16 protein-coding genes are annotated in these 20,809 nt (G+C 72.4%); 5 read left to right on the plus strand and 11 right to left on the minus strand.

Annotation, left to right across the window (positions count from 1 at the left end; genetic code table 11):
* Positions 1-12: 12 nt before the first annotated feature.
* The 11 genes from IAG42_RS37080 to IAG42_RS37130 all read right to left on the minus strand — a co-directional run bounded on the left by IAG42_RS37080 (position 13) and on the right by IAG42_RS37130 (position 13,001).
* The gene (locus IAG42_RS37080) at positions 13-1,116 is read right to left on the minus strand and encodes an amino acid kinase family protein (protein ID WP_223206502.1); all 1,104 of its coding nucleotides are present in this window, start codon (positions 1,114-1,116) and stop codon (positions 13-15) included.
* Positions 1,113-2,159 (minus strand): aspartate-semialdehyde dehydrogenase, encoded by a 1,047-nt coding sequence (locus tag IAG42_RS37085; RefSeq protein ID WP_188342013.1) that lies wholly within the window; start codon positions 2,157-2,159, stop codon positions 1,113-1,115. The genes IAG42_RS37080 and IAG42_RS37085 overlap by 4 nt, the downstream gene beginning before the upstream one ends.
* A 23-nt stretch (positions 2,160-2,182) precedes the next feature.
* Positions 2,183-2,878 carry an HAD family hydrolase gene (locus tag IAG42_RS37090; RefSeq protein WP_188342014.1) on the minus strand — a complete coding sequence of 232 codons (696 nt, stop codon included), beginning with the start codon at positions 2,876-2,878 and terminating at the stop codon, positions 2,183-2,185.
* Positions 2,879-2,960: 82 nt separating this feature from the next.
* Complete coding sequence (locus IAG42_RS37095) at positions 2,961-4,160, minus strand: glycosyltransferase (protein WP_188342015.1); 1,200 nt, start codon at positions 4,158-4,160, stop codon at positions 2,961-2,963.
* On the minus strand, positions 4,138-5,436 hold the full coding sequence (locus IAG42_RS37100; RefSeq protein WP_188342016.1) for an MFS transporter: 1,299 nt from the start codon (positions 5,434-5,436) through the stop codon (positions 4,138-4,140). The genes IAG42_RS37095 and IAG42_RS37100 overlap by 23 nt, the downstream gene beginning before the upstream one ends.
* Positions 5,437-5,556: 120 nt before the next feature.
* Positions 5,557-6,966: an aspartate aminotransferase family protein gene (locus IAG42_RS37105; RefSeq protein ID WP_188342017.1), complete on the minus strand. Its 1,410-nt coding sequence runs from the start codon at positions 6,964-6,966 to the stop codon at positions 5,557-5,559.
* On the minus strand, positions 6,963-8,222 hold the full coding sequence (locus IAG42_RS37110; RefSeq protein ID WP_188342018.1) for an MFS transporter: 1,260 nt from the start codon (positions 8,220-8,222) through the stop codon (positions 6,963-6,965). Before IAG42_RS37110 ends, IAG42_RS37105 begins: the two co-directional genes overlap by 4 nt.
* Positions 8,200-9,453 carry an ATP-grasp domain-containing protein gene (locus IAG42_RS37115; protein ID WP_188342019.1) on the minus strand — a complete coding sequence of 418 codons (1,254 nt, stop codon included), beginning with the start codon at positions 9,451-9,453 and terminating at the stop codon, positions 8,200-8,202. The genes IAG42_RS37110 and IAG42_RS37115 overlap by 23 nt, the downstream gene beginning before the upstream one ends.
* Positions 9,446-10,705: an ATP-grasp domain-containing protein gene (locus IAG42_RS37120; protein ID WP_188342020.1), complete on the minus strand. Its 1,260-nt coding sequence runs from the start codon at positions 10,703-10,705 to the stop codon at positions 9,446-9,448. Before IAG42_RS37120 ends, IAG42_RS37115 begins: the two co-directional genes overlap by 8 nt.
* On the minus strand, positions 10,702-11,781 hold the full coding sequence (locus tag IAG42_RS37125) for a pyridoxal-phosphate dependent enzyme (RefSeq protein ID WP_188342051.1): 1,080 nt from the start codon (positions 11,779-11,781) through the stop codon (positions 10,702-10,704). Before IAG42_RS37125 ends, IAG42_RS37120 begins: the two co-directional genes overlap by 4 nt.
* 80 nt (positions 11,782-11,861) lie before the next feature.
* Positions 11,862-13,001, minus strand: coding sequence for a hypothetical protein (locus IAG42_RS37130; protein WP_223206503.1), 1,140 nt, complete (start codon positions 12,999-13,001; stop codon positions 11,862-11,864).
* A 225-nt stretch (positions 13,002-13,226) separates the two neighbouring features.
* Between IAG42_RS37130 and IAG42_RS37135 the strand changes: the two genes are divergently transcribed.
* From IAG42_RS37135 to IAG42_RS37155, 5 genes are read left to right on the plus strand one after another with little or no spacing between them, the layout of a single operon-like run.
* Positions 13,227-13,709 (plus strand): cobalamin B12-binding domain-containing protein, encoded by a 483-nt coding sequence (locus IAG42_RS37135; protein WP_188342021.1) that lies wholly within the window; start codon positions 13,227-13,229, stop codon positions 13,707-13,709.
* The gene (locus IAG42_RS37140) at positions 13,706-15,043 is read left to right on the plus strand and encodes a methylaspartate mutase (RefSeq protein ID WP_188342022.1); all 1,338 of its coding nucleotides are present in this window, start codon (positions 13,706-13,708) and stop codon (positions 15,041-15,043) included. Before IAG42_RS37135 ends, IAG42_RS37140 begins: the two co-directional genes overlap by 4 nt.
* Positions 15,040-17,004, plus strand: a complete 1,965-nt coding sequence (locus IAG42_RS37145) for an FAD/NAD(P)-binding protein (protein ID WP_188342023.1) — start codon at positions 15,040-15,042, stop codon at positions 17,002-17,004. The genes IAG42_RS37140 and IAG42_RS37145 overlap by 4 nt, the downstream gene beginning before the upstream one ends.
* Positions 17,005-17,018: 14 nt before the next feature.
* Complete coding sequence (locus tag IAG42_RS37150; RefSeq protein ID WP_188342024.1) at positions 17,019-18,728, plus strand: AMP-binding protein; 1,710 nt, start codon at positions 17,019-17,021, stop codon at positions 18,726-18,728.
* Entirely contained in the window at positions 18,725-18,907 is a 183-nt protein-coding gene (locus tag IAG42_RS37155) for a (2Fe-2S)-binding protein (protein WP_223206504.1), read from the plus strand. Before IAG42_RS37150 ends, IAG42_RS37155 begins: the two co-directional genes overlap by 4 nt.
* Positions 18,908-20,809: the final 1,902 nt, after the last annotated feature.

A 20,809-nucleotide genomic window follows, 5' to 3' on the forward strand; every position in this document is an offset into this window, starting at 1 on the left:
GTCGTCGGCCGGTCAGGCGTGCGCCGGTGCCAGGGCCTGACCGGCCGCGGTGTCCAGGCCGTCGTGCAGGCGCTGCGCGAGCCGTACGGCGTCCGGTCCGTCGGGGGCGATGTGCACGGTGGCCCGGCCGGCGTGCAGCTCGGTGACCGGGACGCCCGCCTCGCGGGCGGGCGGCAGGCCGTGTCGCAGCCGGGTGGCCTCCGGGTCCGTGTAGCCACCGATCAGGGCGACGTGCGGTCCCTCCGCCAGACGCAGCGCCGCCACGCCGTCGGCGCGGAACGCCCGGTGCGCCCGGTCCGCGGCGGCCCGGTCCGGATAGGCGAGGACGCGTGAGCCGAGGTCGAGGACGACCGCTCGGGCAGCGGCTTCACCCGGCCCGATGACGGTTCCCCTGGTGAAGGGTTCTGTGTTGTGCCGGCAGACGATCTCGACCCGGTGGCGCTCCGCGAGGCGCACCGCGCGATGGTGCAGCACCTTGGCCCCGTGGTGGGACATGGCGGCGGCGTCGGCGTAGGAGACGGCGGGCAGCAGCCTGGTTCCGGTGACCCGGTTGGGATCGCAGCTGTGGATGCCGGCCACGTCGGAGTGGATCTCGCAGCGGTCCGCGCCGAGCGCCACGGCCGCGGCCACGGCGGAGAGGTCGGAGCTGTTCTTGCCGAGCCAGGTGGGCCGTCCCCGGTCGTCGGCGGCCTGGCCGCCCGGGACGACCACCACGTCGTGCTCGCGCAGGGCGCGGCGCAGCGGCTGGGGTGCGATCCGTTCGAGCCGGGCCCACATGAAGGTCTCGTCGGTGGTGAACCCGCTCTCGTGCCCGGCCAGTACGGTGGCGCGGCGTCCGAGGCGGTGCAGCGCCGCCGCCAGGAGATGGGCGCTGACCGTGTCGGCGAGCGTGAGCAGTCCGGCCACCCGGTCGCCCCCGGGGTGCGGGCTCACCTCGTGCAGCCGGCCGCGCAGCGCTTCGGTCTCTCCCGGCATCGCGCTGACGACGACCGCGAGGCGGCGGCCGGAAGAGGCGATGCGGGAGTCCAGGCAGCGGGCCAGTTCCCCGTACGCGTCGGGCGTCGCGAAGCTGGAGCCGCCGAACTTGAGCACCAGCGGGGCACCGGCCGCACTCACAGCGTCCCCCGGGCCACGAGTTCCTCGGCGATCTGGAGGGCGTTGAGCGCGGCGCCGATCCGCAGGTTGTCGGCGACGACCCACAGCCAGAACCCGCGCGGGTCGTGCGGGCTGACCCGGACTCGGCCGACGTGGACGTGGTCGGCCTCGGTGACGGTGCGCGGGGTGGGGAAGGCGCCCGGGACCTCGCGGTCGTGCACGGTGACCTCGGGGAGCGCGCCGAGCCGGGCGACCAGCTCGGCCCGGTCCACGGAGTCGTCGCACTCGACCCATGCGGCCTCGGAGTGGCTGTTGAGGACAGGGACCCGGACACAGGTGGTCGTCACGTCGAGATGGGGGAGGTCGAGGATCTTGCGGGACTCCTGGAGCATCTTCTGCTCCTCCATCGTGAAGCCGGAGTCCAGGAGTTCGTCGATGAAGGGCACGACGTTGAACGCGAGGGTCGGCCGGAACTCCGCCTGCGGTCCCGCGTCCGCCGGGTCGGCCAGCGCCGCGCGGGTGGCCTCGCGCAGCTCTGCCGTGCCGGAGTGCCCGCGGCCCGACGCGGCCTGATAGGTGCTCACGACCACCTTGCGCAGCCCCCACCGGTCCTCGACCGGGCGCAGCAGCCTGACCAGCGGGATGGTCGAGCAGTTGGGGTTGGCGACGATGCCGCTCGCGGGGCGCCGGGCCAGGAGGTCCGCGTTGACCTGCGGGACGACGAGCGGGGTCCGGGGGTCCATGCGGAAGGCGTTGGTGTTGTCGATGACCAGTGCGCCCCGGGCCGCGGCCTCGGGAGCCCACTTGCGGCTCACGTCGGTGCCGGCGGAGAAGAACGCCAGGTCGGCATCGGCGAAGTCGAAGGTGTCGACGGGGCTCACGGGGTGGGCCACGCCGTCCACGTGCAGGGTGCGGCCCGACGAGCGCGGGGAGGCGAGCAGGTGGATCTCCCGGTAGCGGAAGGCTCGGTCCTCGATCAGCCGGATCAGGGTCTCGCCGACGGCTCCGGTCGCGCCGACCAGGGCGATCCGGGGGGCGCGGGGGTCGTGCGGGGTGTACGGCATCACAGGTCCCTTCGGTGTGCGGGTCAGCGCAGTACGGGCAGCAGGCGGCGCAGGGCGTCGGGCCGGGCTGTGACGGGCACGGCGTCGACGAAGTGCACGGCGGCGCCGACCGCGGCCGCCCCGGCGTCGGCGACCCGGTCGTCGCCGACCATGGCGGTGTCGGCTCCGTGCAGATCGAGGAGGTCGAGGGCGGTGCGGAAGAGCTCGGGGTCCGGCTTCTGCACGCCGTGCTCGTACGAGAGCACGAAGGCGTCCACGTATCGGTCCAGGCCGTGCGCGCGGAAGACGGGGCGCAGGTCCCAGCCGATGTTGCTGACCACCGCGATGTCCACACCGGCACCGTGCAGGGTCGCGAGGACCTCGGCGGTGTCCGGATAGGGTTGCCAGGCCGGCGCGGTCATGTGCCGTGCGTAGAGCGCGTCGGTCAGCTCCGGCCAGGGCAGTCCCGTCGCCCGCAGGAGTCCCGTGTACGCCTGCCGGTGCCGGTCGGCGTCCAGGTCCCGCTCCCGCCACAGCCGCTCCAGCTCGGGGCCGACGCTGCGGGGGGCCGGGCCGCCGGGGACCGCTCCGACCTCGCGCAGCCGCCCGGCCCAGTGCCGCACCTCGTCGGCCGCGGCGCTCACGCGGGCCTCGGCGAGTACGGCGGTGAGCCATTCCTCGGCGCTCTCCAGATGGAAGAGCGTTCCTGAGAAGTCGAACATGCAGCCTTTGACGGGCATGGGAGATCCTTCGTCGGCGGGGAGAGCAGGACGGGGGAGCAGAACGGGGGGAACTGGGGAACTTGGCAGGGGAGCGGCGGGATCAGAGCGGGGCGGGCGCGAAGCGGTCCAGGCGGCCGATGGGCTGCTGCGGATCCCAGCTCAGCCAGGGGATGTGGGCGTTGACGAGTTCGCCGTCCTCGCGCAGGACGGCGGCCGGCGGATGGTTCATGTGCAGCAGCGGGTCCGCGTAGGCGTCGAAGGCGGCCGCGAAGTCCATCCGGTACGCGAAGTCGGTGTCCTCGCCGCCCCAGCCCTCGTACCGCTCGTCCATGCCGCCGATCTGCCGGAAGACCCCCGCCCGCACCCAGACGCAGGCCCCCGGAGGCCGGCGCACCACGAAGCCGCGCACGTCCTGCGGGTCGGCCTGGGCGGCACCGTCGAGGACGCGCCGGCGCACGGCGTGTGCGGTGGACTCCGCCGTCATGCCGAGCATGTCCCGGTAGGTGAGGTGTCCGCCGGTGCCGCGGCGGCGCAGGCGGTCCACGTTGCGGGCCACGAAGTCGCGGTCGGTGAGCACGTCGGCGTCCAGGATGCAGATCACCTCGGCCTGTGCACCGGTGTGCGTCACGCCGGCGTTGACCGCCCAGGACTTGTTGAACGTGTCCGGCTTGGGCGCGAAGAGGTAGTCGTCGGCGTACGGGGCGACGACCTCCCGCCAGCGCGGGTGCGCGTCGGACTCCACCACGGTGACCCGGAACCGGTCGCGGGGGAAGGACTGGTCGCCGAGCGACAGGAGACAGGCGACCAGGTTGCGCGCGCGGACGCCGTCGGTGTCCCGGTCGCGGAAGGGGATCACGATGAGGACGGGGGCGTCCGGCGCGGCGGCGGGCGCGTGCCGTGGCCGCGTCGTGCGCAGTTCGTCGAGGGTGACCGGGCGTGCGGTGCCCGCGTGGTAGCGCTCGCCGAGGTGGTGTCCGAGGCGGTTGTCCCGCTCGGCCCGCCAGGCCGCGTCGAACAGGGCGGCCGTCGCGGGTGCGTGCGGGTCGGCCGCGCTGAGCGCGCCGACGAGGGTACGGTGGCGCGCCGGGTCCTCGGGTCGGTCGAGCAACTCCTGGGCGAGCGAGCGCAGTCGGGGCTCGGTGAGCCGGCGCGCGGCCTGCTCCACGTCCCGCAGCAGGGGGCGGTACTTCTCCCAGAAGAAGACGCAGCTGCGGCGGGATTCGGGGTCCGCGGCGACGACCAGACTGTCGGCCGCCGCGCGGGCGAGGACGAGGGGATCAGTGGGTCGGATGGCGGGCATCGCTGTCTCCGTTCATGACGTCTTCCTCGGGATGTGCGTCCTTCGTGGCGTGGTCGTGCGCAGGAGCCGCGAGGCCGGCCGCTTGTGGCGCGGCTCGTCCGGCGAAGGCGGTCATGAGGACCGCGGACAGCACGGCGAGCACGCTCACCAGGCCGAGGGCCGGGCGCAGCCCGATCGCTTCGGCGACGAACCCGATGAGCGGCGGCCCCATGAGCATGCCGATGCCGTTGATGCTGGAGACGTAGGTGAGGGACGGGCCGAACGCCGTTCCGCCGAGGGTGCCCGCGGTGGAGAAGACGACGGGCACGACCACGGACAGCCCGAGTCCCAGCACGGTGTACCCGATCAGGGCGAGGGTCGCGTCACCGGAGGCGAGCGCCAGGGCGAAGACCGTCCCGGCCGGTGCGGCGGCCCACACGACAGTGCGCAGGGCGCCCCATCGGGCCGTGAGGCCGTCCCCGGCCAGTCGGCCCACCGCCATGGCCACCGAGAACAGGGCGTAGCCGAGGGAGGCGAACCCGGTCGAGCGTCCCAGTTCCCCGTGCAGGTACAGGGCGCTCCAGTCCGCGGCGGCTCCTTCACCGGCGGCCGCGCACAGTCCCGTGAAGGCCAGCAGCGTGAGGGGGAAGCGGAGCCGGCGCGGCACCCGGACCCACGTACGGGGAACCGCCTGAGCGCGCGCCGGGCGGGCGGGGGATGGCAGCAGGCGCGTTGTGGCGAGGGCAGCCAGGGCCCCGAGCACGACGGTCACCAGCGCGAAGTGGGCGCGGGGGCTGAGGTCGTGCGCCGCGGCCAGCCCGCCGGCGAGCGCACCGACGAGCCCGCCGGCGCTGAAGGAGGCGTGCAGCGACGACATGACCGGGCGTCCGCGCAGTCGCTCCAGTTCGACGCCGTGGGCGTTCATCCCGAGGTCGAGGAGCCCCATGCCCGCCCCGAACAGCAGGAGTGCGATCCCGAGCCCCGCCGCTCCGTCCACGAACGCCGGCGGGAGCAGCAGCAGGCAGGACAGCGCGGCTCCGGCCCGGGTGACGGGGACGGTTCCCGTCCGGGTGACCAGCTGGCCCGCGAGCTGTTTGGCGAGCAGCGCGCCCAGCGCGATGCCCAGCAGTGTCAGGCCGAGCACGCCGTTGCCCGCGCCGACCTGTTCCTTGACGGCGGGGACCCGGGAGGCCCAGGTGCCGAACAGGACGCCGTTGACGAAGAAGACCGCGGTGAGTCCGGCGCGGGCGGCGCGCAGCCGGGCGGGACTCGGAGGGGATGCTGGGGCGGGGACCATGTCGTGACTCCGGCGGTGAGAAAGGGCGGAGAGTGCGCAGCGGTACGAGTCTTGCCGGGCGGCACGGCGGGTACCTGGGACCTGCAGGAAGCAGAGGGCACGGTGCAGCAACCTGAAACGTCAGGACGGTGAGGCGAGGGCCTCGGACAGGGCGGCGTGCAGGATGTCCGCCGCGATGCCGGCCTCGGCGGCGGTGCAGGTGAGCGGAGGCAGCAGACGCAGCACCGCGTCGTCCCGGCCGCCGAGTTCGATGACGAGGCCGCGGTGCAGCGCCGCCCGCTGTACCCGGCGCGCCAGTTCGGACTCGGGCCGGCCGGTGCCGGGGTCGGCGAGCTCGACACCGATCATCAGGCCGAGGCCTCGGACGTCGCTCACCCGGGGCGTGAGTGCGCGCAGCTCGGCCAGCCGGTCGAAGAGCTGGGCGGAGCGCTCGCGCACGTTGGCGAGCACCCCGTCCCGGCGGAACACCTTCAGGGTCGCGACGCCCGCGGCGAAGGCGGCTTGGTTGCCGCGGAAGGTGCCGCTGTGCGCGCCGGGCTGCCACACGTCGAGGCGCTCGTCGTAGAGGATCACCGCGGCGGGCAGCCCCAGTCCGCTGAGCGCTTTCGAGGCGACGACCACGTCGGGTTCGATCCCGTACTGCTCGAAGGCGAACCAGCTGCCGGTCCGTCCGCAGCCGGTCTGCACCTCGTCCACGATCAGCGGGATGTCCAGTTCCCGCGTCACGGCGCGCAGGCGCCGCACGAACTCGGGATCGGCGGGGATGACTCCGCCCTCGCCCTGGACGAGTTCGAGGACGACTGCCGCGGGCAGCGGTATGCCTCCGTTGGGGTCGGTGAGGGAACGCTCCAGCAGGCCTGCGCAGTTGACGGCGCAGGTGTCCCTGCGCAGACCGAGCGGGCAGCGGTGGCAGTGCGCGTACGGGAAGAAGTGCACGCCCGGCATCCGGCCCCCGACACCGGCCTGTTGCGCGACCAGCCCGGTGACCGACAGGGTGGCGAGCGAGCTGCCGTGGAAGCCGCCCTGGAAGGTGACCACGTCCGTGCGCCCGGTGGCCGTCTTGCACAGTTTCAGCGCGGCCTCGACGGCGTTGGCTCCGGTCGGCCCGCAGAAGTGGATCTTGGTGCGGGTGCGCATCCGCTCGGGGAGCATCCCGAGCGTCAGCTCGGTGAACTCGTCCTTGACGGGGGTGGGGAAGTCCAGGCCGTGGACCAACTCGTCCAGCTGGCGGTGGGCGGCGGCGAGGGGCTCGGGCGGGTTGTGCCCCAGCGGGAGGACGCCCGCTCCGCTGAGGAAGTCCAGGAACACGTTGCCGTCCAGGTCCTCCAGGAAGCTGCCCTGCGCCCGCCGGATCGCCAGGGGCAGGTGCCGGGGATAGGTGCGGGCGTTGGACTCGCGCAGCTCCTGCCGGGCGAGGAGTTCGGCACTGCGAGGGCCGGGGAGCGGGCCGCGCACGGACGGCACCCGGTGGGCCGGCCGGTCGGCCGGCTCCGGGTAGGCGCAGGCGGGCAGGCGGGTGGGCACGTTCATGATCGGCTCCTTGCGGGGGAGGGTTCGGCGGCCTGGGAGGCGGGGAGTTCCGGGCCGCCGCGGGAACGGCGTCCGCGGGCGACGGCCGCGGCCAGGACCGTGACCGCGAGGGCCTGCGCGGCCGCGTAGAGCCAGAACTGACCGGCCCCGGCGCCGGAGTGGCCGGCGGCGTAGAGCTGGCCGCCGGCGATGCCGCTCAGCAGGGACCCGCCACCGAGCGCGAGACGCTGGCTGCCGACGGCGAACGCGGGCCGGCCCGGCACGGCTTTCAGCGCCTCCAGTTCGTTCTTCAGGAAGAGCACGCCCTCGCCCACGCTGATCGCCACCGTGCCGAGCAGCACCGGGGCGATCCCGGGACGTGACAGCGCGAGGAACCCGGCGGCCAGCGCGGGGAAGGCGATCAGGACGGCCGTGGCGTACCGGACGCGGCCGATCCAGCGGGCCGCCGGGGGCTGGCCGAGGACCACCAGGACGCTGTTGAGGATCAGCGCCGCACTGTAGAGCGCCGTCGAGTGGGTCGTGGTGACGAAGACACCCAGGTAGTTCTGGAAGTACCAGTAGATGTACGCGGTCGCGAGGGCGATCAGCGCCGGAGCGGTCAGAAAGGCCCGCCCCCAGTCGCCGCCGCGGTCCTCCCGCGGCGCGCCGTGCGCCGCCGCGGTGGCCGGCGCGGGCAGCAGGAGCAGGTGAGCCAGTGTCATCGCCGCGAACATCACCGCGACCACGACGAACACGAGCAGCGGCCGGCGGGAGATCAGCAGCCCCGACACCAGCGTCCCCAGGGCCATGCCCGAACTCAGGGCGGAGTTGTTCACCGACAGCAGGACGGGGCGGTGCTCGTCGGACACCTCCGACACCAGGTACGCCTTGTTCGCGGGGGAGTACAGGGTGTCGCCCAGTGCCGTGATCAGTACGGCGGCGACGGCGAGGGGAGGGCTGTCGAGGCCGGCCGCGAACAGGGCGAACCCCGCGGTCCGCACGGTCAGGCCCGTCACCATGGAGCGCTTGCAGCCGAGCCGTTCGGACACGAGCGCGCCGCCGAACGCCCCGGCGAACTGGAGGCACGAAGTGACGCCGAGCAGCAGTCCGACCGGGCCCATGGCCATGCCGAGGCGTTCGTGCAGCAGGATCGCCAGGTACGGCAGAACCATGAAACTGCCCAGCGGCATGAGGAACGAGGTGACGAGCAGGAACCGCAGGGTCGCGGGAAGCCTCGTCACCTCGCCCCACAGCTCAGAACGACGGGTACCAGACATCGCCGTCCTCGTACTCCACCCAGTAGGTGCGGGAGATCTCCTTCTTCACGCGCTCGGCGGCCGTGTGGTCCGGCACCCGCAGCCAGATGAGTCCGGGGCGCCCGGCGGCGTTGTCGACGACGGGGTGCGGCACCTGTCCCGGCCGCACCGAGATCTCGAAGTCGTCGACTCCCTCGATCCCGCGCAGCAGTTCGGGATCGGCGGTGCGCCGGACCCGTCTGCTCGGCGGCACCAGGGACAGACACAGCCCCGCCGCCGTGTACGGCGGCAGGTGCGGCGGGGTGACGGGGGCCGCGCCCGGCAGCAGACTGCGCAGGATCGTGGCGACCTCGTCGACGCCCGTGGCGTGCTCGACCATCCGGAAGATCCGCATACCGCCGATCCGGGGCTGCGACTCGATGATCACCGGGCGGCCGTCGGCGGCGACCTTCACCTCCGTGTGCGTCAGGCCCCAGTCGTGGCCGACCGCGTCGAGAAAGGCGAGGACGGTCCGGTGGATCTCCGGCAGCGGAGCGTCGTACGGGGGTGGCGGCGGCACGGCGATCTCCGTGATCGCCGGATTCGGGTGCGGGCACAGGACGCCGCAGGAGACGCCGGCGATGTGGTGCTCGCCGTCCACCGTGATGGTCTCGACGCTGTAGACCACGTCACCGGACACGAACTCCTCGGCCAGGTAAGGGCCTTCGCGCCAGAAGGCGGAGTCCGCCACCGCCTCGGCCAGCTCGGCCTCGGTGAGGATCTGGCGGACGCCCACGCTGCCCGAGCCGGACACGGGTTTGACGATCAGCGGCACGCCGTGACGCCCGGCGAAGGCCCGCAGTTCCTCCGCGTTCGCCACCCGGGCCCAGGCCAGGGCCAGTTCGGGCCGGTCGGCCAGGGCGGCACGCATGAGGTCCTTGTAGTGGGTGAGTGCCGCCGTGCGCAGGCTCAGACCCCGGATGCCGAGCGCGTCGGCGACCACGGCCGAGCTCTCTGTGCCGAACTCTCCGAAGGAGACCGCGGCGTGGAGGGGGAGTTCCGTGTGGACGCGGCGGGCGGCGGCGAGCACGGCCGCGGTCCGGTCCGCCGGCATCTCCTCCACGAAGTGGCACCGTGCGAGGACTTCCCGGTCGCGGTCGGAGAACTCGTCGGTGCCGCCGATGAAGCTCACCTCGAACCCGAGCGCGAGCGCCGTCTCCAGCACCCCCGCCCAGCCGCTGAGCACCAGCAGGTGCGGTCGCCGCTCAGACATCCTCGTCGCCCTCCGTCCGGATGCGGAGCTCGCCCGCGGCGGACAGGGCGTTCTGCAGCGCCGTCTCGCTGGTGGCGCCCGTCGCCAGGAGTACCGCGACGCAGCCGTCCTGGTTCGTGACGGTGCGCACGCGGGTGCCGGGGGCCAGGCACGAGTGGAGCGTGGGCCCGCCCGGATGCGCGGCGAACGACTCCATCCCGTCGCAGCCCAGATGAACGCCCGGGCGCGGCGGGTAGAGCAGGATCTGGGCGACGCCGCGGCGCGGGACGAGCGGGGCGTCGAGCAGAGCGGGGCGACGGCGCAGCGCGAGGTCGACGAAGGCGGCGTACACGTTGATGTCGAAGGCCCGGGAGATCGCCTCCCCGACCAGGGCGCCGCCGAGACGGGGGTTGATCTCGACGACCTCGAAGCCGTCGTCCCCCATGATGAACTCGGTGTGGGCGAAGCCCTCGTCGTAGCCCACCGTCTTGAGGACCTGCTCGATCCACTGCTCGGCCTCCACCCGCGCGCGCTCCGGCAGCTGTACGGGGAAGGCGAGGGCCTCCTCACGGAAGGCCGGCGGTGCGGACATGATCCGGCTGTTGAGGCCGATCACCCGGGTCCGGCCCTGCCAGGTGAGGGTCTCGACGCTGTAGAGCGGGCCGGGGAAGTAGGGCTCGGCGGCCGGTGTACCCCGCAGGGTGCGGCTCCGCATCTCGGCGAGGACGCCGGTGAGTTCGTCCGGGGTGCGGGCCAGCCACACATGCTCGCTCGACGTGCCGGAGCTGTCCTTGACGATCAGGGGCAGCCCGACCCGGGAGGCCAGGGTGGCGGCGTCGTCCGCGTTGGTCACGGTCGAGCCGGCCGAGCGGGACAGGCCGTGCTCGAAGAGGCGGCGGCGCAGCCGTGCCTTGTCCCGCACCAGCCGTACGGCCTCGGGCGCCTGCCCGGGCAGGCCGAGGCGCTCGCGGGCGGCCTGGGCGACCAGACTCCAGGTGTCGGTGGTGCTGAGCAGTCCGGCCAGGTCGCCGATGGCCCGGGCCGCCGCGACGACCTGCGCGGCGTCGTAGGTGTCGACGTCGTGCACGACGAGGTGCGGGCTGTCGGCGTCGATGCGGGCGAGCTCGTGCGCGTACTCGCCGCGGTCACCGGTCAGGAGATGCACGGTGAGCCCTGCCTGCGCGGCGGCGGCCACCAGTCGGCCCAGTCCGAACTGGAGCCATTCCAGGGCGATGAGATTCCGCCCCGGTGTCGCGGGGACCGAGGTGCTCACAGCAGGACCTCCTCGTGCGGTGCCGGTGCGGGGACGGCCCCGGGGACGGGGACGTGTTCCTTGTGACGGACCGTGCCGGGCTGCCCCGCGCCGGCCGGCCGGAAGCCGCGGCGCCGCCAGTCCATCACCGACCAGGGGAAGGCGAGCTGGTCGAGGGAGTCGATGCGGCGCGGGGCCAGGGCGTGGATGTCCTGGCCGGCCTCGGGGCGGGCGTAGACGTTGTGCGCGTAGCGGTGACCGGTGTCGGCGGCGATGAACACGCAGGGGGTCTCCGGCGCGTGGGCGGCCTCCCAGGTGGCGGCCAGGTAGTTGCAGCCCGAGGACATGCCGGCGTAGACGGCGTGCCGGCGCAGGAGCGTGGTGGTGGCGGCCGCCGCGCTGTCGAACCCGATCCAGTGCACCCGGTCGTAGAGCTCGTAGCGCACGTTGCGCATGACGATGGGGCTGCCGATCCCGGCGATGCTGGCGACCGGGTCCTCGACGGGGTCACTGCCGAAGGTGACGCTCTCGAAGGGCTGGACCCCCACCAGCGACACGTCGACGCCCGCCGCGCGCAGGTAGCTGGTCAGTCCGCCGGTGGAGGCACCGGTACCGACGCCGCCGACCAAGGTGAGCGGGCCGTCCCCGAACTCCTTGCGCAGCAGGTCGGCGCCAGCCCGGTAGCCCAGGTAGTGCACGTCGTCGTGGTACTGCTGCATCCAGTGGACGTCGTCCTCGGTGTCGAGGATCTCGGCGACCCGGTCGAGACGCGCCCGCTGGTCCATCTTGTCGACGAGCGGCCCCGGCGGTATCTCGACCTGGTCGACCTGGGCGCCCAGCATCTCGAACTGGCGGCGCATCGTGTCGTCGAGTTTGGTGGAGCAGACGATGCGGCACTTCATTCCGTACTTGTGGCAGGCCAGGGCCAGCGAATGGCCGTAGGTGCCGCTCGAGCTGTCCATGAGGGTGTCGCCCGGCCGGACGATTCCGTCCGCGAGGAGGCGTTTCACCGCTTCGAGTGCTGAATACAACTTCATCATCTCGAAACGCAATACATAGAGATTGCGGTCCAGTCGGATCACGTCAGGCTGTTTCATCGCATCGGCGATGTGGTCGAACACGACATCGTCCCGTTCTGTGATTCGGCGGCTCGTCCGCGAGCGCCGGAAGAACCCGGTCAGGCGGCCGCGGAGACCCGCTCGACGGCGGCGATTCCGAAGGTGCGGTGGGCGGTGCGCGTGACAAGGAAGTCGATGTCCTCGTCGCCGAGGCCGTGCGCCTTGGCGTTGGCGATGTGCCGCACCAGGGGGTGGGAGCCGGCGGCGACGACACCGTTCTCCTCGTACCAGAGGGCGTTGTCGGCCGTGTGGTGCAGGGCCCGGCCGCCGAGCCGCGCGGAGTCGCAGCGGTCGGTCATGATCATGGCGTTGCGGGGGCCCATGAGCTGGACGGCGCGGGTGGCGAGCGCCAGGTCCACGTGCTCGCCGTCGAAGTTGATGCAGGCCGAGATCCGGCCGGCGACCGCCTGCTTGATGATCGCACCGGGCACCGGCCCGGCCATCTCGCTGATGTTGTCCAGTGTCCAGTTGGGCAGGTCGTACGAGGCGATGACCTCGTCGCGCTGGGCGCGGGCCCGGTCGGTGCGGAAGGCGTGCCGGATGTTGAGCGGCATGTCGTTGAAGAGGTGGTCCGTGGTCACGCGCACGCCGGTGCCGTTCCACTCCGAGCGGTGCGCGGTCTCCACTATGGCGTCGACGGTGGCCGCACTGCGGGCCGGATCGTCGCGGGTGAAGTGCCCGAGGGCAGGGCGGACCCCGTGGGCCAGCAGGGTGGGCACGATCCACTCGAAGTCGCTCTCCCGCAGGTGCGGGTCGTCCTGGAGCACCGACTCGGGCGAGTAGGCGTCCGGCGAGACCACCGTGTACACGAGGCCGTGGTCGCCGAGCTCGGCGAGCCGCTCCCACTCCGGCCGGCTCGGCGCCCACACGGTGGACTGCGGGGTGCCGCCGCGGTGCGAGAGCAGCGGCCCCTCGAGCGCGATCCCGGGGATGTGCGCGAGCAGGCCGTCCGCGCGCTTGGCGGCGTACAGCCGCATGAACGCCTCGAACTCCCCGAGCCGGTCGCGGTGCAGATACATCGTGGGCAGCGCCAGCACGCCCTCGCCCGCGCACCACTGGTCGAGCCGGTCGAGGTCGACGCGCGTGAAGTCGGAGAAGTCGACGTCGCCGAAGCCGTGGCAGTGCACTTCGACGGGGCGCATTCCGCGCGCGTCGAGCGGGAAAGGGGCCGGGCCCTGGGAGACGGGGATGGAATTCATCGAGGGCTCCTTGTGTATTTCCAGGGAAAGCAACCGGTTATCGACGGCTGTTGTCCGTCGTGGCGGTCGCGGAACTTCCTCGAGTCTGTGGTGGCCGTGCGCCGGGTCGCCAGAGGGAAAGGCGAGCACCTACCTGCATTGCAGGAACATGAGGGCGCGGTGGGAACCCGGTCCTGCCTAGGCTCGGCGCGTCGGAAATGCCCATTCCCGATCAGGGAGCGCCTCATGAAACCTTGTGGAACCGGTCCTGAACACGGAATTCCCATACCTGGCGGCAGGCGCCGCGTCCTGCTCTCCAGCGTCTCCTCCGACGCGCACACCTGGAATCTGATCTACCTCCAGCTGCTGCTGGAGGAGCGCGGGCACGAGGTGCACAACCTCGGTCCCTGCGTGCCCGACGAGCTGCTCCTGTCCACGTGCCGGCGGCTCGCGCCCGATCTCGTCGTCATCAGCACGGTCAACGGCCACGGGGCGGCGGACGGCGGGCGTCTGATCCGCGGTCTGCGGGCCCAGCGGGACCTGGAGCGGCTGCCGGTCGTCATCGGGGGCACGATCGGCACGCGGGCCGCGGCGCCGGGCACCTACGCCCCCGCCCTGCTCGGCGCCGGATTCGACGCCGTCTTCGAGAACGGCGACGGACTGCGCGACTTCTGCCGCTTCGTCGACACCGTGCCGGCCCGCCGGCTGACGGGGGCGGGCAGCCGGTGACCGGTGCGGGAACGACACCCGGACCCGGCCGGGGCCCGTCCTTCGGCCAGGTCGTGGCCGAGGCGGCCCGCGCCGGCGAACTGGTGGTCCAGCCGCGGATGGGGTTCGCGACGCCCGCCGCCATGCGGTCCGGGCTCGTCGCCGTCCACGGCGCGCGGGCCCGCACGGTGGGCACCCTCACCCTGGACAGTTACACCCGGGTCGGCGATCTGGACGAAGCACGCCGTGCGGTGCGCACCGGCGAGGAGCTGAACGGCTACCCGATCCTCGCCCACGACGCCGACACCACCCGCCGACTGCGCCACGGACTCGGCGACTTCGCCGTCCAGGTCCGCCACGGCTCGGCCCTCCCCCTCGACATCATCACCGGGCTGCTCGATGCGGGGCTCGACGCCACCGAGGGCGGGCCCGTCTCGTACTGCCTGCCGTACGGCCGCACGCCTCTGAGCCGGTCCGTGGAGCAATGGGCCAGGGCATGCGAACGGCTGGCCGACGGCTCGCCCACCGCGCACCTCGAGACCTTCGGCGGCTGTCTGCTCGGCCAGTTGTGCCCGCCGTCGCTGCTGGTGGCGCTGTCGGTGCTGGAGGGCATGTTCTTCCGGCAGCACGGGCTGAGGGACATCTCGCTCAGCTACGCGCAGCAGACCGACTTCGCCCAGGACGCCGCGGCCGTCGCCGCGCTGCGCCGACTCGCGGACGAACACCTCGGCGACGTCCGCCACCACATCGTGCTCTACACCTACATGGGCGTCTTCCCGCGCACGGAGGAGGGAGCGCTGGCGCTGCTGCGCGACAGCGCACGACTCGCGGTGCGCACCGGCGCCGAGCGGCTGCTGGTCAAGACGCCCGCGGAGGCCCACCGCATCCCGACGGTGCGGGACAACGTGCGCTCGCTGGAGGAAGCCGCGAGGGCGGCCCGCCAGGCCCGCGCCGAGGGCCTCCATCTGCTCGGCCCCGCGCCCGACGACGGGGTGCTCGAGGAGGCCCGCGCGCTGGTGGAAGCGGTGCTCGAACTCGGCACCGACCTGGGCCGGGCGCTCGCCGACGCCTTCGCCCGCGGCCTGCTCGACGTCCCGTACTGCCTGCACGCGGACAACGCGCAGCGGGCGCGCGCCGTGCTCGGCGACGACGGCCGGCTGCACTGGCAGGCCACCGGTGCCATGCCGATCCGCCCCTCGGCCACCGCCGGGCGAGCGCGACCCCGCGCCGACGGCCTGCTCGGGATGCTCGCGCACGTGCAGACCGTGTACGACAGCGAGGCCCTGGACTGGACCCGCGACGACGCCACCGGCTCGGAACTGCTCCCCCCACCTGACGCAAGGAGTGCGCTGTGAACACACCCGAGACACGGTCGCCCGCCCCCCACACCATCGTGGTCGTCGGCACCGGGCCCCGCGGACTGTCGGTCCTGGAGCGGCTCGCCGTGCGCCTGCGCGAGGCGGACGACCGTCGCCCCGTCACCATCTACGCCGTGGACGCCGTGGAGGTCGGCGCCGGACGCATCTGGCGCACGGACCAGGACTCCTGGTTCGCGATGAACACGGTGATCGGCCAGGTCACCATGTTCTCCGGCGGACCCGACGGCGGCCGCCCGCGCCCCGGCGCGGGGCCCTCACTGGGGGAGTGGCTGCACGAGTACGCCCCGCAGCGCGCGCGAGAGGGCGACGGACACGGGCCGCACGACTTCGCCTCACGCCTCGAATACGGCCGGTATCTGCGGTTCGTGTACCGCACCCTCACCGATGAACTGCCGCCCCACGTACGCCTCATACCGGTACAGGGCCGGGTCACCTCCGTCCGGCCCGGCCAGGACGGACGCTACCGGGTGACGATCGATGAGCGGCGTTCCTGGGACGCCGACCGGGTGGTGTTCGCCACCGGGCATCCGGACAACGAGCCCGATGCGTTCGACCGCGCCATGACCGAGTTCGCCGAGGGCCGCCCGGGGCTGCACTACGTCCCCGGCGACTCCGCTGCCGACATGGACCTGTCCGAAGAGGCGATCCCCGCCGGCACAACGGTCGCCGTGCGCGGCATGGGCCTGTCCTTCTACGACGTCCTCATGTCGCTGACCGAGGGGCGCGGCGGCCGGTTCGTCCGCGACGCCGGGGGACGGCTGCGCTACGAGCCGTCCGGACGCGAACCGCGGATCGTGGCCGGCTCACGCAGCGGCCTGCCCATCCCGGCCCGCGGCCGCAGCCAGAAGGCGCCCAACTACGTGCACCGCGGCGCCTTCCTCACCGACGAAGCCGTCGACGCCGCCCGCACCCGGCGCAGGAAGACCGGCGGCAGCGGCCGGCTGGACTTCGTGGCAGACCTCCTGCCCCTCGTGCTGCACGAGATCCGGCACGTCTACTACACCGGCCACATGCGAGCCCGGCACGGCGACCGGGCCGCCGAGAACTTCGCCGCCCGCTACGTGCGCGAGATCGACGCCGGCGGTGACGGCGCCCACGCCGTCACCGAAGCCGGCCTGGACGACACCCCCCGACTGGACCCGTGGCAGCTGGCCCGGCCCTTCACCGGCGAGCACTTCGACAGCCAGGAACAATGGCGCGCCCGCCTGACCGAGGTCCTGCGCCAGGACCTCGGCGAAGCCGCCCTGGGCACGGTCGACGGACCGCTGAAGGCCGCCCTCGACACCCTGCGCGACCTGCGCGGAGTCCTGCGCTCCGCAGTGGACTACGGAGGGCTCCTTCCCGACTCCTACGACCGGGACTTCCGCCGCGGCTACGTACCGGTCAACGCCCTGCTCTCCGCGGGCCCGCCCATGCTCCGCACCGAGCAACTGCTCGTCCTGATGGACCACGGCATCGCCGAAGTCGCGGGCCCGGACACGCGGTTCGGGACCGACGCGGCGGCGGGCCGATTCACCGTGCACTCCCCTCACGTGCCCGGCTCCCCGCGCCACGCGCAGGCGCTCGTCGACGCCCGGATCCCGGCTCCCGACCTGACCCGCGACCGCTCGCCGCTCATCAGGCAGCTGCTCCGCGACGGTCTGGTGCGGGAGTTCACCAACCGGGACCCGGCCACCGGCGAGGAGTTCGCCACCGGAGGCATGGACATCGAACGCGACTCCTTCCGCGTCATCGACGCAACAGGCCGCGCCCACCACGGGCTGTACGCCCTGGGCGTTCCCACCGAGCACGTGCGCTGGTTCACCCAGATCGGCAACGGACGCCCGGGCCTCAACACCGAGTTCCGCAAGGTGGCCGACGCCGTGGCCGCCGAACTGCTGCCGGCCGCCACCGCCCGCGACACCCGCGCGCTCGCGCCCCTCGCCGCCCGAGCATGAGAGGACGAAGGAACATGCCCCGAGACGAGACCGCCGCGACCCGCGCCTTCCGCGCGGCACGCGACGTACTCCTCGAACACCGCGAGGACCTCGACGCCGCCCGCCGGGCCTTCACCTGGCCGCGCCCGGAACACTTCAACTGGGCCCTGGACTGGTTCGACGTCCTGGCCGACGGCAACACGGACCCCGCCCTGCGGATCCTGGGAGAGGCCCCCGACGGCACGGCCGACACCGAGGTCACCTACGCGCAGATGTCGCGCCGCTCGGACCAGGTCGCCGTCTGGCTACGGGCCCTCGGCGTGCACCGGGGCGATCACGTCCTGGTCGTGCTGCACAACCGGGTCGAGATGTGGGAGACCCTGCTCGCCGCCATGAAACTCGGCGCGGTCGTCGTCCCCACGTACACGACGACCACGGCGGGCGAACTCGCCGACCGGATCGAGCGCGCGGACATCCGGCACGTGATCGCCGAGGCGGAGACCGTGCCCCGGTTCGCCGGGATCGGCGGGGCCTGGACCCGGGTCGTGGCCGGCGGCACGGCCCCGGGCTGGCTGTCCTTCGACGCCTCCCACCAGGCCGGAGACGACTTCCGGCCGGACGCGCCCACCCGCGCCGACGCCCCGCTCTTCCGCTACTTCACCTCCGGCACCACCTCCCGCCCCAAGATGGTGGAACACACCCACCTCAGCTATCCGGTGGGCCACCTCTCCGGCCTGTACTGGAACGGCGTGCGCCCCGGCGACCGGCACCTCAACGTGTCGGCACCCGGCTGGGCCAAGCACGCCTGGAGCTCCTTCTTCGTCCCCTGGACCGCAGGCGCCACGGTGCTCGCTCTGGCCACCCCGCGCCCCGGCCCCCGGGACGTCCTGACCGCCCTGCGCACGCGGAACGTCACGACGGTGTGCGCACCGCCCACCGTCTGGCGCGGCATGGTCCAGGAGGGGTTGGGAGCGCGCCCACCCGCACTCAGGGAGGCGACCGCCGTCGGGGAATCCCTCGAACCCGCCCTGTTCCACACCGTCCACGAGGCATGGCAGCTCCAGGTCCGGGACGGGTTCGGGCAGACCGAGACCACCGCGCAGATCGGCAACCCCCCGGGCCGCCGGGTGGAACCGGGCCGGATGGGCTGGGCGCTGCCCGGCTACGACCTGCGCGTCCTCGACCGGGAGACCGGACACGAGGTACCCGATGGAACCCCCGGCGAACTGTGCGTCCGGCTCTCACCGGCGCCCGCCGGAATGATGACCGGATACGCCGGCGACACAACGAGAACGGACCAGGCCTTCCGCGACGGCCACTACCACACCGGCGATCTGGTGCTCCGGCACCCGGACGGCTCCTACGCCTACGTGGGGCGCACGGACGACATGTTCAAGTCCTTCGACGTCCGCATCTCCCCGCTGGAACTCGAACGCGCCTTGCTGCGCAGCGCCGCCGTGGCCCAGGCCGCGGTGGTACCGGTCCCGCACCCGGTCGGCCTGTGGCAGGCCAAGGCGTACGTCGTCCCCGCGCGCGGGCACCACCCGGGAGCGGAGACGGCACGCGCCGTCTTCGCAGAGGTGACCCGCGAGTTGCCGAGCGAGAAGTGGGTCAGGCTGCTGGAGTTCACGACGGACCTCCCCCTCACCGCCTCGGGCAAGATCCGCCGGGCGGAGCTGCGCTCCCGGCCGCGCGGCGGCGCCACCGTCCATGAGTGCCCCGTCACGGAAGGGGCGCCGCGGTGATCGGGGACCCGCTGCTCTGCCTGTGCGCCCGAGTCCCCGAGTCGGAGGTGGTGGCCGCGGTCAGGGCCGGGGCCACCGACGTGACATCGGTCGGCGACGCCACGGACGCGGGCACGGGTTGCGGCGACTGTCTTGTCGACATCGAGGACCTCCTGGCCGAACGAGCCTCCGCGGCATGACCTGCGTCTGGATGCTGCCGAACGGTGTGGGAACGGGTTCGAGGGCGCTGACGCCTCGGTTGTTCGGGTTGTGGGGAGGGTTGTATTACGGGCGTGTGCTCGGGCGGGATTGAGGCGCCGCTCTTCGAAGGCCGAGCTTCGGGGAGTTGGGCTTGGGGGAGTTGGGCTTGGTGGGGGCTTGGGGGAGTTGAGGTTCGAGAGTCGAGCTTCGGGATTCGGGCTTCGAGCTGTGTTTGTGGGGAGTGGGTGGATGGGTTCTTTTCCCACCCACCCACCCGCCCACCCACCCATCCACCCATCCACCCATCCATCCACCCATCCACCCCTTCCCGCCTGTCGGCCTGTGTGTCTGCTGTGTGGGCTTGTGAGTGGACGAGGCGTCAAGGGTGTTCTGGGTGTGGGGTGTTGACTTTTAGTGTTCGGGTTGTCACACCGTGTGGTGGTCGTTTAGCGTTCGTGACATAAATCGACCCCGGACAGGTGCTCGCAACACCTGCCGGGGTCTGACCCCGTGACCGTAAGAGGCGGTCTTGGGGCTCACCTCGTGACCGTAAAAGGCGATCCCGTGGCTCATGAAGACTGTATCTCGGCAGCACCGTCGTCCGCACACCCGATGGCCGGCCAGGGGTACGGGAAGCGGACTGTTTGTGACGGAGCATCCCCGAAGGGGGATGGCTTCGCTCATCTGTCCCTGCGTGGCCGTTACCTGGCAGGTTTCGTGGACGCGTTGCCGGAACAGGCCGCGATGGACGTGAAGACCCTCGCCAAGGAGCAGCCCTTGTTCGGGCAGATGGCGGTGGGGGGCGCGCTGAGGGAGCTCTCCGCGGCCGGTCATCTGCGACGCGTACGCTGCCGAGCCGCCACAGGAGACGGCACGGTCCGCTGGGTTTCCCTCACCTACTGGTCCCGCGTCGCGCGGAGTGACCAGTGGTGGGCGCGGTTCCTCGCCGACGATGCACCCGGCCCTGACCCCGACCCGGTACCAGTGCCCGCGCTGGCGCCGGTGCCCGCGCCTGTGTCTGAACCGGAAGCGGATTTAGAGCCTGACCCCGAGTCAGCGCCCAGCCCCGGCCCTGCGCTCGGTCCTGCGCTCGGCCCTGCGCCTGGCCGTGCCGCCGGTCCTGAGCCAGTGCCAGTGCCAGTGCCAGTGCCAGTGCAGCGTCGAGCGACGGGCAGGGCGTCAGATCCGCAACGGCTCCGGCACATCCCCAAGCCTTCCGCGGGGCCGGGAGCTCCCCGTTCGGAGGCGTACGAGGCCTTGGCCCAACTCGGTTGGAGGGAGCCGAGGTTGATGTTGTCGGCTGCGGATTGCGCGTCTCTTGAGGAGGCTGCTGCACAGTGGCTGGAGCGTGACCCTGACCGGTTGCAGTTCGTCCAGACTCTCGTCACGGGCCTTCCTCCCGTCGTGCATGCGCCACGGGCCTTCGTTGCCCGTCGGCTGCGCGACAAACTTCCACCACAACGAGTACGAGTCCCGGAGTACCGCACACAGTCTGCGGCCTCTGTGCCTCGACAACGCTCCCTGATGGAGTGCACCGAGTGCGGGAGGCCTGGACAACCCGAGGCACTGCCTGGCGGACTCTGCCATACATGCCGGCCAGCCCCGCCAGCCTCGCCTGCTGTGAACATTCAACTAGACGGACACGAAAGAGTCCTGACGAAGCATCAGGATTCCTTGTGAGGAACTGACGTAGCGTCATCCCACATCCCACATCCCACATCCCACATCCGACAGCCAGCCACCAGGAAATCGCGGAGCGGAATTCCTGCAGGCCAGAGTGCGGAGCAATTCGCGCCCCGGACAACGGAGTTGTCCGCACCGGACAGCGGAGCCGGCCGGTGAGCAACGCGGAGCGTTGCCGGGTTTCCGCCACGTAGTGGCGGCGCGTCATGTCTGCGGAG

The sequence above is a fragment of the Streptomyces xanthii genome (genome assembly GCF_014621695.1).
GTDB classification, from domain to species: Bacteria; Actinomycetota; Actinomycetes; order Streptomycetales; family Streptomycetaceae; genus Streptomyces; species Streptomyces xanthii.

Excerpts from the sequence above, each read along its gene's own strand:
- IAG42_RS37095 (WP_188342015.1), bottom strand. The coding sequence starts at position 4,160 with ATGCCCGCCATCCGACCCACTGATCCCCTCGTCCTCGCCCGCGCGGCG.
- IAG42_RS37135 (WP_188342021.1), top strand. The coding sequence starts at position 13,227 with ATGAAACCTTGTGGAACCGGTCCTGAACACGGAATTCCCATACCTGGC.
- IAG42_RS37130 (WP_223206503.1), bottom strand. The coding sequence starts at position 13,001 with ATGAATTCCATCCCCGTCTCCCAGGGCCCGGCCCCTTTCCCGCTCGAC.
- IAG42_RS37150 (WP_188342024.1), top strand. The coding sequence starts at position 17,019 with ATGCCCCGAGACGAGACCGCCGCGACCCGCGCCTTCCGCGCGGCACGC.
- IAG42_RS37085 (WP_188342013.1), bottom strand. The coding sequence starts at position 2,159 with ATGCCGTACACCCCGCACGACCCCCGCGCCCCCCGGATCGCCCTGGTC.
- IAG42_RS37105 (WP_188342017.1), bottom strand. The coding sequence starts at position 6,966 with ATGAACGTGCCCACCCGCCTGCCCGCCTGCGCCTACCCGGAGCCGGCC.
- IAG42_RS37090 (WP_188342014.1), bottom strand. The coding sequence starts at position 2,878 with ATGCCCGTCAAAGGCTGCATGTTCGACTTCTCAGGAACGCTCTTCCAT.
- IAG42_RS37125 (WP_188342051.1), bottom strand. The coding sequence starts at position 11,781 with ATGAAACAGCCTGACGTGATCCGACTGGACCGCAATCTCTATGTATTG.
- IAG42_RS37100 (WP_188342016.1), bottom strand. The coding sequence starts at position 5,436 with ATGGTCCCCGCCCCAGCATCCCCTCCGAGTCCCGCCCGGCTGCGCGCC.
- IAG42_RS37115 (WP_188342019.1), bottom strand. The coding sequence starts at position 9,453 with ATGTCTGAGCGGCGACCGCACCTGCTGGTGCTCAGCGGCTGGGCGGGG.
- IAG42_RS37110 (WP_188342018.1), bottom strand. The coding sequence starts at position 8,222 with ATGTCTGGTACCCGTCGTTCTGAGCTGTGGGGCGAGGTGACGAGGCTT.